Origin of the sequence: Pseudoramibacter porci (genome assembly GCF_009696145.1) — a bacterium.
GTDB lineage: Bacteria > Bacillota > Clostridia > Eubacteriales > Eubacteriaceae > Pseudoramibacter > Pseudoramibacter porci.
The window spans coordinates 206,533-222,827 of sequence record NZ_VUMO01000002.1 but is presented as its reverse complement, the minus strand read 5'-3'; the positions used below and the strand labels follow the sequence as shown (position 1 = coordinate 222,827).

Sequence of the window (16,295 nt, the reverse complement as noted above, 5' to 3'; positions counted from 1 at the left end):
CTTACAGCTTTCTAACGCGCATCAGCGGTTCATCGAATTCAGCCATGGTGGCGTTATCTTTGAGGACTTCGAGAATTTCGCAGTCGAAAGGCGCGGGAATTTCGCTCATCATTTTCATTGCTTCGATGAGGCCAACCGTGTCACCTTGATGGACGGTGTCGCCGGCTTTCACGTAAGGGGGATCGTCCGGAGACGGCGCTTGGTAGAACGTACCGACTAACGGCGCGTTGATGGTGTCGTCAGAAGCTGCGGCTTCAGATGGTTCTGCTGCCGGCACGCCGGCTGCCGGAGCAGGTGCGGCGGACATAGCGACAGGCGCAGGGGCTTGAACTGCAGCGGGTGCAGCAGCCGCGACCGCCTTTGGCGGAAAAGCGCCGGCTTTTTTTAAAACAAGGGCGTCGCCTTCATGGGTCCATTTTAATGAAACGGCGTCACTTTGATCAAAATGATCGATTAATTCGAGAATCTGGTTAAATTCCATATTGCCTCCGTGATAATTTTTTGAATCGCAATGGATTCGAAAAAGATGAAAATTTGCCTTTTATCTGGATTGCTTAAAAATTTTTAAATATTCGTCAACATTATAGCATGAAATTCAAATTGTGCGCAGAAAAAAATACAAAAGACGCATATCAATTGAAAATTTTAGTTTTTAATCAAATTTAAAACGTTTTTAATGCAAGAGGTCGAAAATTTTTATATAATATGTAGAAAAATTGCAACCCTTTTAATTTGAATTGAAATTTTCTTAAAAACATAAAAATAAAAGAGTAATAATTTGCAAAATAATGAAATCATATTGACAAATTCATAAAGTATGATATGATTGTTATAGTTTTAACAGAGGCCCGCAAGGGTCATCTCAACAATGTGCTCACACACATTTTAGTTTTTGTAAATTAATTTATGGAGGGAAATTATGGCTAAGGAAATTGTAGTTGTCAGCGGCTGCCGTACGGCTATCGGTTCAATGGGAGGTTCTTTAAAAGATGTACCTGTTGTTCAGTTGGGATCAACAGTCATCAAAGAAGCGATTAACCGTGCAGGCATCAAACCAGAAGACGTTGACGAAGTTTTAATGGGCTGCGTCCTTCAGGCTGCACAGGGCCAGTCAGTTGCTCGCCAGGCTGCTGTTTACGCAGGTATTCCTGTTGAAAAACCAGCTTTAACATTAAACAACCTCTGCGGTTCCGGTATGAAATGCATCAACCTCGGCGCTGACATGATCGCATCAGGCGACGCTGATGTTCTGGTTGTCGGCGGTATGGAAAACATGACAAGAGCACCGTACGTCGTTCCAGGCGGCCGCTATGGTTACAGAATGGGCGCTGGCGAATTCCTCGATACGATGATCTCTGATGGTCTGGAAGACACCTTCAATCACTATCACATGGGTGTGACCGCTGAAAACATCGCTGAAAGATACGGCATCACTCGTGAAGAATGCGACAAGATCGCGGTCATGTCTCAGGAAAGAGCAAACGCAGCTGTCGAATCCGGCCGCTTCAAAGACGAAATCGTTCCGATCACTGTTAAACAGCGCAAGAAAGAATTTGTCTTCGATACAGATGAACATCCGCGTAAAGGCGTAACGCTGGAAAGCATCAGCAAACTGCGCCCGGCCTTCAAGAAAGACGGTGTCATCACAGCTGCTAACGCATCTGGGATCAACGACGGGGCTGCTGCTCTTGTTCTCATGTCTGCTGAAAAAGCAGAAGAACTCGGCTGCAAACCGTTAATGAGATGGATCAACGGGACATCGGCTGGCTGCGAACCAGAAGTCATGGGCTTAGGTCCGATCTACGCTTGCCGCAAACTGTTCGACCGCACAGGCTTAACCATCGATGATTTCGATCTGATCGAACTCAACGAAGCTTTCTCAGCTCAGGCTATCGCTTGCATCCGCGACCTGAACATCGACATGGATAAATGCAATGTCAACGGCTCCGGTATCGCACTTGGCCATCCGGTAGGCTGCTCTGGTGCTAGAATCGTTGTTTCCTTGATGTACGAAATGGCGAAGAGAGGATCTAAGAAAGGCCTCGCATCACTTTGCGTTGGCGGTGGTATGGGTGTTGCTTCTGCTTGGGAAAACCTGCAGTAAGTTCCCTTTAGAACCAGCTTACGAAAGTAGAGTGGCAATATGAGTTTTGTTACATACGAAGCGAAAGATTTAATCGGAATTGTAACCATCAACCGCGAAAAAGCACTCAACGCTTTAAACACTCAGGTCCTCAATGACTTGGAAGAAGTGATCGATGGTGTGGATTACGATACCATTCGCTGCTTAATCATCACCGGTGCCGGCAAAAAATCATTTGTCGCCGGCGCTGATATCGGTGAAATGGCAGAAGATACCAAAGCAGAAGGTAAAGAATTCTGCGAACACGGCAACCGCGTATTTAGAAAAATCGAAACCCTGCCAATTCCTGTGATCGCTGCGATCAACGGATTTGCATTGGGCGGCGGCTGCGAATTGTCTATGGCTTGCGACATCCGCATTGCTTCTGACAACGCTGTGTTTGGTCAGCCGGAAGTCGGCTTGGGCATCACACCAGGTTTCGGCGGCACCCAGAGATTGATGAGAAGAATCCCTGTTGGCAAGGCGAAGGAAATGATCTATGCCAGCATCAACATCAAAGCAGAAGAAGCTTTGAAATGGGGGCTTATCAACGCAATTTATCCGCAGGATGAATTGTTGCCGGCAGCTGAAAAGTTGGCGAACCGCATTGCGGCTCAGGCACCGATCGCTGTTCGCGCTGCAAAGGCTGCGATGAACGAAGGCATCGACGTTCCGATGGATGAAGCGATTCAGGTTGAAGTGAAACATTTCTCTGACTGCTTTGAAACAGCCGACCAGAAGGAAGGCATGAAAGCATTCATGGAAAAACGGAAACACGAACCGTTCCAGAACAAATAATTAATTGTCAACGATTGTCGAGGGAGGATGTTCATCTTCCCTCGGTGTTTGTGTATTGATTTAATAATTGAGAGGTAATAATATGAAAGTTGGCGTAATTGGCGCTGGTACAATGGGATCTGGCATTGCTCAGGCATTTGCACAGACAGATGGTTATGAAGTTGTTCTTTGCGATATCAAACAGGAATTTGCTGATGGCGGCAAGGCTAAAATCGAAAAGAATTTAAGCCGCAGCGTTGCCAAGGGCAGAATGGAAGAAGCAAAGAAAGACGAAATCTTAGGCAAAATCACAACGGGTTTAGTTGAAAAAGACACAGTTGGTGATTGCGACCTGATCGTTGAAGCAATCCTCGAAAAAATGGAACTCAAACATGAAATGTTCCAGAATCTCGACAAGATCTGCAAACCGGAATGTATCTTCGCATCCAACACCTCTTCACTTTCGATCACTGAAATCGCACAGGGTGTCAACCGCGACGTCATCGGTATGCACTTCTTCAACCCAGCACCGGTTATGAAACTCATCGAAGTCATCGCTGGCTACAATACATCTGAAGAAACTGTTCAGAAGATCAAAGATATCGCTGTTGAAATCGGCAAAACACCAGTTCAGGTTAAAGAAGCTGCTGGTTTCGTCGTCAACAGAATTCTCGTTCCGATGATCAACGAAGGTATTGAAATCTACGCTGCAGGTACCGCTTCAGCTGAAGATATTGACACCGCTATGAAACTTGGCGCAAACCACCCGATGGGACCTCTGGCTCTCGGTGACTTGGTTGGCTTGGACATCGTTTTGGCTGTTATGGAAGTGCTCCAGGCTGAAACCGGTTCTGACAAATACGCTCCGGCTCCGCTTCTGAGAAAGATGGTTCGCGGCGGCGCGCTCGGGATCAAAACTGGCCACGGCTTCTACGATTACACCAAATAATTAAAATCCAGTTAATAAAAATCCATTCGCATTTGATGCGGATGGATTTTTTTATGTGTAAAAACGGCAGCCAGCAGGATATAATAAAAAATAAATAACATAAAAAATGTTGAAAAAAATTAAATTATCATTTAATATATAAAAATAATATGTATTAAGTGGTTTGAGGCTCACCATGGGCGAAATAAGGTAAAAAAGCGCTCTTAGACATGCAGCACGATTGAGCACATCATGGCGGGTAGGCGTTCAGGAGGAGTAGATGGAGACAATCACAAATTTTCTGTACAATATGGACGATTTGTTGTGGGGCACGCCGATGACGGTGGCGGTTCTCGCGATGGGCATATTGTTAACCATTCGTTTCGGCTTTCGTTATCAGCGAAAAATCGGATTTAATTTTCGCAATACCTACGGCAAAATGTTCGTCAAAGGCGAAGGGGAAGGCAGTGTTTCTGGCTTTCGCGCAGCGTGTACCGCATTGGCGAATACCGTCGGAACGGGCAACATTAGCGGGGTGGCGACAGCCATTGTGAGCGGCGGCCCCGGCGCTTTGGTCTGGATGTGGGTGTCGGCTTTTTTCGGCATGTCGACGAAAGCCTGCGAGATCATCATTGGACAGCGGTACAGAGAGCGCTACCGAAAATCGATGGACGAATACGTCTGCGACCGTTCATTTGTCTTGAAAAATGCCTTTGGCTGGAAAAAGGGAGCGGTTATTTTGGCGGTCTTCTGTTTTGTTTTCGGGCCATGGACTTGCTCGGTTCAGACAGAAGCGGTGACCAGCTCCATGCAGGCGGCCTTTCATATCAACCCACTTGTGGTGGATGTGATCATCGGGGTCACTTGCTTGATCACGATTTGGGGCGGACTTCGCCGAATCTCAGAGGTCATGTCGAAAGTTGTTCCGATCATGGCAGTGCTCTACGTGATTATGGGCCTTGGTGTCGTCTTAATCAATATCAAAATGCTGCCGGGCGTCATCGCGCTGATCTTTAAAAGTGCCTTTTCTCCGACCGCGGCTGTGGGCGGATTCGCCGGCGCAACCGTTCGCGACGCCATCCAATACGGAGTGGCGCGGGGGATCTATTCCAATGATGCCGGCACGGGATACGGTATGATCGCCCACGCGCCGGCCAAGACAGACCATCCGGTGCGCCAGTCTTTGTGGGGATGGGGCGAAGTGTTCTTGGATACCATGATCATCTGTTCAATCACGGCGTTTACCATCATCATCACCGGATCGTATTACACCAGCAGTGCCACTTCTGGGGCCTTGACGACGATTGCTTTCCGCAATGCGTACGGAGATATCGGTGGTAAAATGACAGCTATCGTGATCGCCATTTTTGCCTGGACGACCATTATCGGGATGTATTATACCTGCGAAAAATCGGTCAATTACGCTTTTGGGGATACCCAGCTCAATCAAAAAATTCGCCCGATTTATATGATATACTATATGATCCCTTGTGTTGTGCTCTATTCGATGGAGGCCGACGCTATTTGGGCGTTTACAGATATTCTGTCGGCGCTTTACGTGATGATCACCATTTTTATCGTGGTGGCGAAGCACAAGGAAATTTTCAGATTGTTTGATGATTTCTGGAAGCGGTTCCTTCCGGAAAAGGAGGCGGGGAAAAATCCGCCGAATGTGTCCTTCGACTGTTACAGTGAAGAAAATATATGAGAAAAAGGAGAAAGCGATGTCGCAATTTGATCAGCTGTTTGCAGCAAAACACAAGCTCGTGTTAGATGGCCCGATGGGAACGGAACTGGAGCGCAGAGGCTACGACGTGAACGACGCCCTTTGGAGCGCTAAATTTTTAAAAGAAAATCCTGAGGCGATTGAACAGATTCATTATGATTACTTTGCGTCGGGCGCGGACATTGTGACCTGTGCCAGTTATCAGGCTTCTGTCGACGGGTTTTTAAACAGCGGCTATTCACAGGAAGAGGCGGAAGCCCTGATTGCAAAATCCATGCAGCTGGTGTTGAAGGCCAGAGCAGCGTGGTGGGAAAAAGAAGGCAAGGCTTCGGGGCGGCCCTATCCGCTCGCAGCTGGGGACATTGGTCCCTATGGGGCCTACTTGGCAGATGGAAGCGAATATACGGGTGCGTATCATTTGTCAGAAGAAGACTACCGCGCCTTTCACTTAAGGCGCATGGAAATTCTGAAGGCGAACGGCGCGGACATTTTCGCGGTAGAAACCTGTCCGAAGCTCGAAGAAGCGTTGGCCTGCGCGCGACTGCTGGAAGAATTGAATGCGGATTACTGGATCAGCTTTTCCTTTAAAAATGAGCATGAAATCAGCGACGGCACCCCTATTGAAGACATCACAGCGGCGTTAAAGGGACTGCCGCATCTGAAGGCGGTCGGTGTCAACTGCACACCGCCAGAGTATGTCTCGGCTATTATTAAAAAGTACAAGGCGCTGACCGATTTGCCGGTATGTGTCTATCCCAACTCTGGAGAAATTTACGACGGGATCACAAAAACCTGGCACGGCGCGCCGGATGGCATGACCTTCCAGCAAAGAATTCCGGGATGGTTAACGGACGGCGCCGCACTCGTCGGCGGATGCTGCAGGACCAGACCGGCGGATATTGCCCAAGTGGCGGAATGCATGAAACAAGCATAAGTTATAGGATTCTCGTCATGCTGCTGGCCGTTTTGGCAGATTAAATTAAAAAAATTTCACATTTGCCCTTGACCTTTGCATTGTGCCAGCGTTTAAGATGAGATTAAAGACAAATACACGACGTCGTACAAAGGGGTACTGATCCGCAGATGATGCGGCAGTACCCCTTTTTTATTTTAGAAGGAGGCCGTAAGAGATGGACGACAAGAAGCGCTGCGAAACAGACATTCTATATTTAGATGAAGACCAGATGATCGAGGCGGGCGTTTTGGATGCCGGGCGCTGCGTCGATGTCATGGAAGAAACCATGGGGCTCTTATCAGATGGCGATTGCTTAATGGGCGGTCCTAATCACGATGCGCACGGATTGATGCTGTTTTTCCCGAAGGAATCCCCGATTCCGGGATTTCCGCTCAATGATTCGGCGGATCGGCGGTTTATCGCCATGCCCGCTTATCTGGGCGGGCGCTTCCACAAAGCCGGTGTCAAATGGTACGGGTCCAATGGCCGCAACCGCAGCTGTGGCCTGCCGCGCTCTATCCTCATGTTCATGCTCAACGATGTAGAAACGGGCATGCCCCTCGCGTACATGTCGGCGAATCTGCTCAGTGCCATGCGCACCGGCGCAATGCCAGGACTCGCCGTCAGGCATCTTGCCCGTCCGGATTCTAAGGTGTTGACGATTCTCGGACCGGGTGTCATCGGCAAAGCCAATTTTCTAGCGGTGATGTCACAGATGAAAAACATCGACACCGTCTTGATCAAAGGCAGCACGCCGGCATCCAAATCGGCAAAATCCTTCGTCGATTTCGTGAAAGCACACGCGCCACAGGTTAAAGATGTCCGCGTTTGTGCGACGATGGAAGAAGCCATCCGCCCGGCGGACATCGTCGTCGAAGCCATCTCCTGCAAAGAAGGGGAATGGCCGGAATACAAAGCCGAATGGTTCAAGCCCGGCGTCACTTTCATCTGCACCAACGCCTTTAACATGGACTACCGTTCGATTGTCGACATGCGCAAAGTGGTCGACAACCTGGGGATGTTTGTCAACTACGCAGATGAAGACGATGAAGGCTACGATGAAAATGGCGATCGCGAACACACAGGCTGCATGGGCGAAGATTTCGTCTACATGTCGCGGGATGGCCTCCTCGATTTGGACACCGTCGATCAAATCGGCGACATTGTCCGCGGTAAGAAGCCGGGCCGGAAATCCGACGATGAAAAGATTTTGGTTTCCATCGAAGGAATTCCGATTGAGGATGTGGCCTGGGGAACCGAATGCTACGAAAATGCATTGAAGAAGGGAATCGGCACGAAGCTCAAGCTCTGGGATCAGCCGAAGGCCCTCTGAAGATAGAGAAAAAAGGAGATTAATATGAAACGCATCACCAATCATCCCATTTTAGGTGAAACACCGGAACGCAAGCGCGTTCACTTTACCTTTGACGGCAAGGATATGACCGGTTATGAAGGCGAACCCATCGCCGCAGCCCTTAAGGCAGCCGGGGTCATGGTTCACCGCTACACCGCGAAGCGCCATGAGCCGCGCGGTATTTTCTGTGCCATCGGCCGCTGCACCGACTGCGTCATGGTGGTTAACGGGAAGCCCAATATCAGAACGTGCATCACGCCACTCGAAGAAGGGACAGATGTCCGGACTCAGTACGGGGTATCAGCAGAAAGGAACGTGTAAAATGAAAATAGAACGCTACGATATGATCGTTATCGGCGCTGGACCGGCAGGACTCTCCGCCGCCATCGAAGCAGCAAAATGCGGCATCAAGCCGGTTGTCTTCGATGAAAACGCTAGACCTGGTGGCCAGCTGTTTAAACAGATTCATAAATTTTTCGGCTCCAAGGAACACAAAGCCAAGATGCGCGGGTTCAATATCGGCAAACAATTGCTCGAAGAAGCGGAATCCGTGGGGGTAAAAGTCGTGCTCGGCGCGACGGTTACCGGTCTTTATGACGGCAAGGAAGTGACCGTGCGCATCGGCGATGAAATCAAACACGTTCAGGGCGACAGCGTTTTAGTCGCAACGGGCGCCAGCGAAAACATGGTCAATTTCGACGGCTGGACTCTGCCGGGGGTCATCGGCGCGGGCGCGGCCCAGACGATGATGAACCTGCACCACGTCAAGCCCGGCGAACGGATTCTCATGCTGGGGACGGGCAACGTCGGCTTGGTCGTCAGTTATCAGCTGATGCAGGCCGGCTGCGACGTCGTCGCGCTGGTCGACGCGGCGCCAAGAGTCGGCGGCTACGGGGTGCACGCGTCAAAAGTGGCCCGCTGCGGTGTGCCGTTCTATCTGTCTCACACGATTATGCGCGCGGAAGGGGACGACCACGTGACTGGTGTGGTCATCGGCGAAGTCGGACCGGATTGGAAAATCAAACCGGGCAGCGAAAAACATTTCGACGTGGATACCATTTGTCTGGCAGTGGGCCTCTCGCCGATGGCACAGCTGCTCAGCATGGCCGGCTGCGACATGGACGACACCAAAGGCGGCTACGTCCCGGTGATCGACGAAGACGGCATGACCTCCATCGACGGGGTTTTCTCCGCCGGAGATGTTACCGGAATCGAAGAAGCCAGCTCTGCGATGATTGAGGGGCGCATTGCCGGGCTTGCCGTGGCGAATTACCTCGGGTATATCGACGAAGACGAAAAAGCAAAGCGCATTGGCGAACAGGAAAAAGCCTTGGACGCGCTGCGCCAGGGGATGTTCGCACCGCAGAACCGCGGCAAGAAAATCACCGAAACCGAAGAGGGCATTGCCATTTCTGAAAATCTTTTGGAAAAAGGTTTTGTCTCCGACGATGAAATTGAACGCTATCCGGGGGTGACCCATAAAAAGGGCATCCATCCGGTGATCGAATGCACCCAGAATATTCCGTGCAATCCGTGTCAGGATGCCTGCAAATTCGGCTGCATCTCCATCGGCGACAACATTACGTCCCTGCCGGTTGTGACAGAAGGCAGTCAATGCACCGGCTGCGGCATGTGCGTGGCGTCCTGCTCAGGGCAGGCCATCTTCCTCGTCGAAGAAGATGTGGAACCGGGCTACGGCGAAGTGACCATGCCTTACGAATTCCTGCCGCTGCCGGAGAAAGGTGACAAGGGCATTGCCCTTGGCCGGGACGGAAAGGAAGTCTGCGAAGCGGAAGTCACGAAGATCCGCAGCGCCAAGGCCTTCGATCACACCAACCTTTTGACGATCAAAGTACCCAACGAAAAATTGATGCAGGCCCGTTTTTTCAAAAGCCGGGACTAAAGGAGAACTGAGATGACAGATATTCAAGAAGTATTGAAAAAAATCGGCCCCTACGTGCCGGCTGACGACGACCATCTGCTGGTCTGCCGGTGCGAAGAAGTCACCAAAGGTGAAATTCGAAAGGCCGTTCACGAAGGCATGTTTACGATTGAAGAGCTGCGCCGGTACCTGCGCTGCGGCATGGGACTCTGCCAGGGCCAGACCTGCGGGAAGCTCGTCAAGGGGATTGTCGCCAGAGAATTGGGCGTGGCCCCGACGGACGTGACGCCGGCGACCAGCCGCGCGCCAATGCGCCCGACTGAAATGGAAATTGCTGGACAAGACGGAGGTGAACAAGCATGAATCAAACTGCAGATGTCATCATCATCGGCGGGGGCATCAACGGCTGCGCCGCTGCGTACTATTTAGCAAAGAAAGGCGTTAAGGACGTGATCGTGCTGGAAGCTTCAGACAGCATCGGACACGGCGGCTCCAGCCGAAACGGCGGCGGCGTCCGCCAGAGCGGCCGCGACGTCAGGGAACTGCCTTACGTCATGTACGGGATTCAACATTTGTGGCCGGGGCTTTCCGAAGAACTCGGCGTCGATGTGGAATACACCCAAAAGGGCAATTTGAGACTGGGCAAAACAGAAAAGCATCTCGAAAAACTGCAGACCCTGGCGGACAATGCGAAGAAAGTCGGCCTGGATGTCCGAATGATTGACGGCGACGAAGTGCGGGAAATCAACCCATATCTTTCCGACGATATTATCGGCGCCAGCTGGTGCCCGACGGACGGTCACGCCAACCCGCTGATGGCGACCCTCGGCTATTACAAAAAATCCCTGTCGATGGGGGTTCGGTATTACACCGGTGCGGAAGTTCAGTCCTTAAAGAAGGTCAAGGGCCGCCTGCGCCAGGTGGTTCTCACCGACGGCACGGTCTTCGAAGGGGATACGGTCATCGTGGCGGCCGGCTACGAAAGCCGCTACATCGTTCGGACCGTCGGCATCGATGTGCCGATGACCCGTTATTTCGATCAGGCGCTGGTCACGGAAGCGCAGCCGGAAATGTTCCCGCAGATGCTCGGGACGGCCGACGCTAATTTTTACGGCCACCAAACGACACACGGTTCCTTTGTTTTTGGTTCAGACTGTGGTCTCGAAGAAAGCATGGACATGCCGCTGAACGAGTTCAAAACCATTTCGATGACCCTGCCGTCCAGCTGCCGAGCTATTGAAGGGTATATCCCCGCGCTGAAGGACGCAAAAATCGTCCGCTCCTGGGGCGGCTGGCTCGATATGTGTTTAGACGGGGTGCCGGTGATCTCCCCGGTCGACGTGGTGCCTGGACTGATTCTGGCCTGTGGCTTTACTGGACACGGATTTGGATCCGCGCCGGCGGTCGGCTTGATTTTGGCACAGATGGCCATGGGCGAAGAAACGGTTGTCGATATGAGCGCCCTGCGCTACGACCGTTTCGATCCCTATCAATAAACGCGGTTATTTCACAGGGAGCTGCAGCTCCGTAATAAATTCATCACAATTGTCGGTTTCGTACTCGTCGAGATGACACATCTCGATCGGGTCGCCGGCAATTTTTAAGTGGTGGCTTTCGGCGTAGTCAAAAAGTTTTGGCATGAGTATTTTCGTTCGGGACAGCTCACCTTGGTAGACGAGAGACAGGTATTTTCCCGCGGGCAGGACGTAATTCGTCTGGTAAAGCTGATTGGTCGAGTAGAAGAAAATATTTTCGGTGCGGTAGTATGGGGAGTCAGGATTGCTGCCGGCGAGATCCAGCGTGTAGCAGTCGCAGGCGCCGATGGTGTCGATGCGGTTACTGTGGGCGTGGATGTAGCGTGTGACAAAATAATCGACGTAATCATCGGGCAAATTGGTCTGGCTGATCATCAGGCAATTCCGGTCCTCGAGATTCAGACAGCGCACGGTTTCGTCGGCCTTTAAAGAAAGGCTGCCTTCGATGGCGGCAATTCGGGTCTCAATGCTGTGCTTTTTTTCAAATAAGGCGACGATTTCCGCGTTGACGACAGATAATTCTTCTCTCAGCATCTCCTGAGTTTTGGCAATGCTGCGATTTTCTTGAAAATCCCGGATTTGATCTGTGGAGAAATTGAGACTGAGCAACTCTCGAATGGTGAGAATCTTTCGGACGTCGTCCAGCGTGTAATACCGATAATTGTTTGCCGCATTGCGCTTGGGGCTTAGGATGCCGACTTTTTCGTAGTAGCGGATCGCATCAGTGCTGACACCGAACAATTTGGATAATTCACCGATGCGAAAGGTTTCTTTATTTTTCATAGTGAGCTCCCGTAAAAAGAAATAAAAAGTTTGACTTTAGTATAACACCAAGCTTTATAATAAAAGTACAATTTAATTAAGTTTTATCGATCCGAATGACTAAGCAAAGGCGCAACTGGTTCCAGGTGCATCTTTGCTTTTTTAATTGAAAAAGGATTCAGGGAAGAAGGTTGTCAATGAACGCATTTGAATTTTTCACACCGACGAAGATTATTTTTGGACGGGGCAGTTTAAATCAGATTGCCGACGAAGCGCAGAAGCTAGGAAAAAAAGGATTGGTGGTTACAGACAAAGGGTTAATGGCAACTGGCCTAGTCGATCCGATCATCGACGCTTTAAAAGCGAAACATATGAATTTAGAAGTCTGGACCGACATCGTGCCCAATCCGCGAGATGTCGATATTGAACGGGGCGCGGCCTACGCGAAGGATCATGATATTGATTACCTGATCGCCATCGGCGGCGGTTCGTCGATGGATACGGCCAAAGCGATCGGGGCATTGATGACCAATGGCGGCGCCTGCGCCGACTGGACAGAAGGCAACCTCAAATATCCGATCGCGCCGCTGATCTGCGTGCCGACGACTTGTGGCACAGGCAGCGAAGTGACCCACGAATCCATTGTCAACAACACAAAGACCCTCGAAAAGGATTGCATTTGGGGTCGGGAAAATTCGGTCACGACAGCGATCATCGACTCGACAGTGATCGATCATTTGCCGGGAGCGATTCTCGGGTCAACCGGAATGGACGCTCTGACTCACGCGGTTGAAGCTTACGTCTGCAAGGCGGCCAACCCCTTGACCGACGGCATCGCCCTTTCAGCGATCCGTTTGATTTCAGACAACATCATTAAAGCTGTCGAAACCCACGATCCCGAAGCCCTCGATGCGATGATGGCGGCCAGCACGATGGCGGGGATGGCTTTTGGCAATGCGGATGTGGCCTCGGTGCATTCCATATCGGAAGCCCTCGGGGGCTATTACGATATTCCTCACGGTGTAGCCAATGCGATGTTTCTCGCCCCAGTCTCGCGATACAGTGTAAAGGGTGCTGCCGATCGTTATGCCGACGTGGCTCGGGCCATGGGCGCAGGCAGCACCCGGGACAGTGCGGAGGCTCTTGCAATCGCTGGAATTGACAGGATGGCGGAACTTGCTGAAAAGCTAAACATCCCGAAATTTTCGGACATCGATAAAGTTAACCCAAAGGATTTTCCGCGGCTTGCCAAGACGGCTGCCCACGCAGACGAAACGGCAGACAATCCGGTGATGATGAACGAAACAGATTTTGTGGATGTGATGACGGCTGTTTATGAAGGCCGGCTGTAAAGCTTCGCGCTTTTTTGAAAGGAAACACAATGGAAACAGCTAATATTTTCAAGCGCATCGGGTATTGTATGAACCCGAAGCACATCGACAAGAAGATGGTCAAGCTTTGGACGTTCTGGATCATCCTCAATGTGATCCTGTGGCTGATCCCGCAGTCGGTGACAAAGGGGTCGATTCTGATCTTTGTGCCGCTGGCCGGCCTGTTCGTCTACGCGCTGGTCACCAAGGACGTCATGAGTTCTTTACTCATGGGGACGCTGTCGATGTATATTTTGTGGTATAAGGGCGGATTTTTAAACGGTTTTATGAAGGATACATTATCCAGCCTCGCCGATTCGGAAAACATCGAAATGTACATGTCCTTCTTTCTCTGCGGCGGCATCATCATCGCGATGAAACGCAGCGGTGCGACCAATGCCTTTACAAATTTTGTCACGAGCCATTTTGGAAAGAGTGAAAAGGCGATCCTCGCGACCTCTGGGATTTACGCCGGGGCCACGTCGATTGACGATTACGTTTCGGCGCTGACCGCCGGCGCGGCGTTCTCGCCGCTCGTCGACGCGATTCAAAAGCCGCGGCTCGCATTGGCTTACGTTGTCCGGACGCTGAGTATCAACGTGTCCGAGCTGCTGCCCGTCGGGGCGTGGGGATATTTTGTCGTCTATCAGATCGCTGCGGCGAAAAATGTGCCGAACCGCGCGGCGGCCACCCATATTTTCATCCAGACCATCCCATTTATGTTCTATGCAATCGTCGCCTGTGTCATCGCCATGCTCTTTGCGGTGGGCGTTGTGCCGAAAATCGGCAAGATGAAAGAAGCTTACCGCATGATCGAGGAAGACGGCGTGCAGATGGGGGCGCTGACCGACGGCTCCGAATCGGAAGAAGAAGATTACGATCCGGACAACCCGCGGACCAAGTATTGCTCCGTGCTCAATTTGGTTCTGCCGATTGTCTGTATCGTCGTTGCCCTGATTGCCAGCGGCCTCGATTGTTTCGTCGCCTTTATGGTCGCTACTGTTTTCACTGGCGTGCTTTACGTCTGTCAGGGGCTGTTTACAATTCAGGAATACGTTCAGTGCATCGTCGACGGGTTTATCGATATGTGCGACATGGTCATTATTTTGATGATCGGCTACATCATGCAAAACGTCATGTACAGCATGGGGATGGAAGCCTTCGTGCATTCGGTGCTCGGCGGCATCCCAATGGTGAATTTGATTCCGTTTATTCTGTTCGTGTTCTTCTCCCTGACTGAATATCTCTACAGCTTGAATTACACCCTGTACCAAATTGCCATTCCGGTTTTAATGGTCGTGCTCACGAAAATCGGCGCCAATGTACCGCTTTGCCTCGGCGCTTTGATTTCAGCGGGCCTTTTCGGAGCCAATGCCTGCGTTGTCTCGGACCTTGGCGTCATTTCGGCGAGAGCCTGCCGCGTCAAAATTTACGAACAGTACGAAACGTCACTGCCGTATTTCATCATCGCTGACGCCATTTCGGCTGTGCTCTATCTGATCGCAGGGTTTGTACTGTAACGATCAAAATTTTAAATAAAATAAAATGTAAAAAAGAGATGAAAAATTAGCGAATGTAAACGATATTTTGAACGCAAAAAATGAAAATACACTGAAAATTTTTTCGTTTTTTCTTGACAAGGCTGTTATTCGACGCTATGATAAGAATAAATTAAGACCTAATATAAAACGTCAAGGAAGATGTTAGCCATTTTCCTTGGCGTTTTTTATTAGGCGGATTGTAAAAGAAGGAGGTTCGGATATGCTGAAAAAACGTTTTTGGAAAAGGATCACAGCTTTAGTTACAGCAGTGGTGCTATTGACAGCGACCTTAGCGGGGTGCGGTACACAGTCCAGCAGTAAAGGCGATGATTTAAACATTATCGTTTGGTCTGGGACGTGGTCGGAACAGATGTTTAAAGATTATGAAAAAGAAACCGGCACGCACGTTAACGTCACCTATATTGACAACACAGACACCTTGATGTCTAAACTGATTCAGGGCAATGCCGATTACGATTTAATTGACTTGGAAAGTGCTTACGTCCAGCCTTTTATCAAAAACGATTTATTAGCTAAAGTCGATCACAAAAAAATCACCAATGAAAAATACATCATTAGTGATTTTAATAAAGGGGCACCTGGGGACGAAAAGATGCAGTACACGGTAGCCGATATGGCACCGGGATACACCACCGTTGTTTACAACAAAGAAACCTGCCCGGTCAAAATCACCTCTTTCAAGGATTTGGCCAATCCGGCTCTGAAAGGTCAGGTCGCAATGGTCAATTCGACGATTTCCCTCTACGGCGAAGCGTTAACGGCGCTGGGTTACAAACCGAATTCGACGAATAAGAAAGAAATCAAAGAAGCCAATGATTTACTCAGAAGCATCAAAGGCAATGTCAAAGCCTTTGTTGGCGAATCCGCTGTGTCGCAGCTCGAAAATGGCGAATGCTCCGTCGCATTCTGCTGGGACTACCCGACACTGTGCAATGACAGCAAGGCCAATTGGGATAAATTTGAATGTGTTCCCCTGACCGAAGGGTACGAACGGTTCCAGCAATACTGGGCGATTCCAAAATCATCTAAGAAAAAAGCGGAAGCGCAAAAGCTGATTAATTTCATTTTAAGTCCGAAAGAACTGGCGAAGACTTACAAGGAATATGGCGGCACGCCGCTTGAAGAAAAAAGCGCCATGGAAAAATATTTAGGGGCAGATTATTACAACAACCCGTCGATCAGCCTGGCTGAACAAATGGAAAGCAAATCTTGGTGTGTACCGGTCAATGATAAACAGATCAATATCATGGATACCTACTACACAGACTTGATGGGCGACAAAGCCAAGAGCAGCAATTAAGTATAATTTAAATTAGATAAAA

The 16,295-nt window shown here is 50.1% G+C and carries 15 protein-coding genes; 13 read left to right on the top strand and 2 right to left on the bottom strand.

All coding sequences use genetic code 11. The features are described from left to right. Nucleotide 1 precedes the first annotated feature (1 nt). Nucleotides 2–481 (bottom strand): acetyl-CoA carboxylase biotin carboxyl carrier protein, encoded by a 480-nt coding sequence (gene accB / locus FYJ52_RS02750; RefSeq protein WP_154575725.1) that lies wholly within the window; start codon nucleotides 479–481, stop codon nucleotides 2–4. 438 nt (nucleotides 482–919) lie between these two features. On the opposite strand from accB, the gene FYJ52_RS02745 reads away from it, so the two are divergent. From FYJ52_RS02745 to FYJ52_RS02700, 10 genes are all read left to right on the top strand, one after another. Beyond that, entirely contained in the window at nucleotides 920–2,104 is a 1,185-nt protein-coding gene (locus tag FYJ52_RS02745) for an acetyl-CoA C-acetyltransferase (RefSeq protein WP_154575724.1), read from the top strand. A 39-nt stretch (nucleotides 2,105–2,143) separates the two neighbouring features. Further along, nucleotides 2,144–2,920, top strand: coding sequence for an enoyl-CoA hydratase-related protein (locus FYJ52_RS02740; protein ID WP_154575723.1), 777 nt, complete (start codon nucleotides 2,144–2,146; stop codon nucleotides 2,918–2,920). An 82-nt stretch (nucleotides 2,921–3,002) separates the two neighbouring features. After that, complete coding sequence (locus tag FYJ52_RS02735) at nucleotides 3,003–3,848, top strand: 3-hydroxyacyl-CoA dehydrogenase family protein (RefSeq protein ID WP_154575722.1); 846 nt, start codon at nucleotides 3,003–3,005, stop codon at nucleotides 3,846–3,848. Nucleotides 3,849–4,107: 259 nt separating this feature from the next. Continuing rightward, nucleotides 4,108–5,535, top strand: a complete 1,428-nt coding sequence (locus FYJ52_RS02730) for an alanine/glycine:cation symporter family protein (RefSeq protein WP_154575721.1) — start codon at nucleotides 4,108–4,110, stop codon at nucleotides 5,533–5,535. A gap of 16 nt (nucleotides 5,536–5,551) precedes the next feature. Next, entirely contained in the window at nucleotides 5,552–6,487 is a 936-nt protein-coding gene (gene mmuM, locus FYJ52_RS02725; RefSeq protein ID WP_154575720.1) for a homocysteine S-methyltransferase, read from the top strand. A 196-nt stretch (nucleotides 6,488–6,683) separates the two neighbouring features. After that, nucleotides 6,684–7,841: a tyramine oxidase subunit B gene (locus FYJ52_RS02720; RefSeq protein ID WP_154575719.1), complete on the top strand. Its 1,158-nt coding sequence runs from the start codon at nucleotides 6,684–6,686 to the stop codon at nucleotides 7,839–7,841. A 24-nt stretch (nucleotides 7,842–7,865) separates the two neighbouring features. Continuing rightward, the gene (locus tag FYJ52_RS02715; RefSeq protein WP_154575718.1) at nucleotides 7,866–8,183 is read left to right on the top strand and encodes a (2Fe-2S)-binding protein; all 318 of its coding nucleotides are present in this window, start codon (nucleotides 7,866–7,868) and stop codon (nucleotides 8,181–8,183) included. Nucleotides 8,184–8,190: 7 nt separating this feature from the next. Then, a complete protein-coding gene (locus FYJ52_RS02710; protein WP_328598751.1) occupies nucleotides 8,191–9,765 on the top strand; it encodes an FAD-dependent oxidoreductase in 1,575 nt (524 codons plus the stop codon). 12 nt (nucleotides 9,766–9,777) lie between these two features. Further along, nucleotides 9,778–10,107, top strand: coding sequence for a (2Fe-2S)-binding protein (locus tag FYJ52_RS02705; RefSeq protein ID WP_154575716.1), 330 nt, complete (start codon nucleotides 9,778–9,780; stop codon nucleotides 10,105–10,107). Then, nucleotides 10,104–11,240 carry an NAD(P)/FAD-dependent oxidoreductase gene (locus tag FYJ52_RS02700; protein WP_154575715.1) on the top strand — a complete coding sequence of 379 codons (1,137 nt, stop codon included), beginning with the start codon at nucleotides 10,104–10,106 and terminating at the stop codon, nucleotides 11,238–11,240. The genes FYJ52_RS02705 and FYJ52_RS02700 overlap by 4 nt, the downstream gene beginning before the upstream one ends. A 6-nt stretch (nucleotides 11,241–11,246) precedes the next feature. On the opposite strand, the gene FYJ52_RS02695 is transcribed toward FYJ52_RS02700, so the two are convergent. Continuing rightward, nucleotides 11,247–12,062: a MerR family transcriptional regulator gene (locus tag FYJ52_RS02695; RefSeq protein WP_154575714.1), complete on the bottom strand. Its 816-nt coding sequence runs from the start codon at nucleotides 12,060–12,062 to the stop codon at nucleotides 11,247–11,249. 176 nt (nucleotides 12,063–12,238) lie between these two features. Here FYJ52_RS02695 and FYJ52_RS02690 point away from each other — a divergent pair, with 176 nt between their 5' ends. The 3 genes from FYJ52_RS02690 (at nucleotide 12,239) to FYJ52_RS02680 (ending at nucleotide 16,273) form a co-directional block, all read left to right on the top strand. After that, the gene (locus tag FYJ52_RS02690) at nucleotides 12,239–13,393 is read left to right on the top strand and encodes an iron-containing alcohol dehydrogenase (protein WP_154575713.1); all 1,155 of its coding nucleotides are present in this window, start codon (nucleotides 12,239–12,241) and stop codon (nucleotides 13,391–13,393) included. 29 nt (nucleotides 13,394–13,422) lie between these two features. Beyond that, nucleotides 13,423–14,931, top strand: a complete 1,509-nt coding sequence (locus FYJ52_RS02685; RefSeq protein WP_154575712.1) for a Na+/H+ antiporter NhaC family protein — start codon at nucleotides 13,423–13,425, stop codon at nucleotides 14,929–14,931. Nucleotides 14,932–15,172: 241 nt separating this feature from the next. After that, nucleotides 15,173–16,273, top strand: a complete 1,101-nt coding sequence (locus tag FYJ52_RS02680; RefSeq protein ID WP_154575711.1) for an ABC transporter substrate-binding protein — start codon at nucleotides 15,173–15,175, stop codon at nucleotides 16,271–16,273. Nucleotides 16,274–16,295 lie beyond the last annotated feature (22 nt).

What these genes read in the sequence shown, in the direction of transcription:
- FYJ52_RS02730 (WP_154575721.1), top strand. Translation starts at nt 4,108, where the DNA reads ATGGAGACAATCACAAATTTTCTGTACAATATGGACGATTTGTTGTGG.
- FYJ52_RS02735 (WP_154575722.1), top strand. Translation starts at nt 3,003, where the DNA reads ATGAAAGTTGGCGTAATTGGCGCTGGTACAATGGGATCTGGCATTGCT.
- FYJ52_RS02705 (WP_154575716.1), top strand. Translation starts at nt 9,778, where the DNA reads ATGACAGATATTCAAGAAGTATTGAAAAAAATCGGCCCCTACGTGCCG.
- FYJ52_RS02685 (WP_154575712.1), top strand. Translation starts at nt 13,423, where the DNA reads ATGGAAACAGCTAATATTTTCAAGCGCATCGGGTATTGTATGAACCCG.
- FYJ52_RS02720 (WP_154575719.1), top strand. Translation starts at nt 6,684, where the DNA reads ATGGACGACAAGAAGCGCTGCGAAACAGACATTCTATATTTAGATGAA.
- mmuM (WP_154575720.1), top strand. Translation starts at nt 5,552, where the DNA reads ATGTCGCAATTTGATCAGCTGTTTGCAGCAAAACACAAGCTCGTGTTA.
- FYJ52_RS02745 (WP_154575724.1), top strand. Translation starts at nt 920, where the DNA reads ATGGCTAAGGAAATTGTAGTTGTCAGCGGCTGCCGTACGGCTATCGGT.
- FYJ52_RS02690 (WP_154575713.1), top strand. Translation starts at nt 12,239, where the DNA reads ATGAACGCATTTGAATTTTTCACACCGACGAAGATTATTTTTGGACGG.
- accB (WP_154575725.1), bottom strand. Translation starts at nt 481, where the DNA reads ATGGAATTTAACCAGATTCTCGAATTAATCGATCATTTTGATCAAAGT.
- FYJ52_RS02715 (WP_154575718.1), top strand. Translation starts at nt 7,866, where the DNA reads ATGAAACGCATCACCAATCATCCCATTTTAGGTGAAACACCGGAACGC.
- FYJ52_RS02700 (WP_154575715.1), top strand. Translation starts at nt 10,104, where the DNA reads ATGAATCAAACTGCAGATGTCATCATCATCGGCGGGGGCATCAACGGC.
- FYJ52_RS02695 (WP_154575714.1), bottom strand. Translation starts at nt 12,062, where the DNA reads ATGAAAAATAAAGAAACCTTTCGCATCGGTGAATTATCCAAATTGTTC.
- FYJ52_RS02680 (WP_154575711.1), top strand. Translation starts at nt 15,173, where the DNA reads ATGCTGAAAAAACGTTTTTGGAAAAGGATCACAGCTTTAGTTACAGCA.
- FYJ52_RS02740 (WP_154575723.1), top strand. Translation starts at nt 2,144, where the DNA reads ATGAGTTTTGTTACATACGAAGCGAAAGATTTAATCGGAATTGTAACC.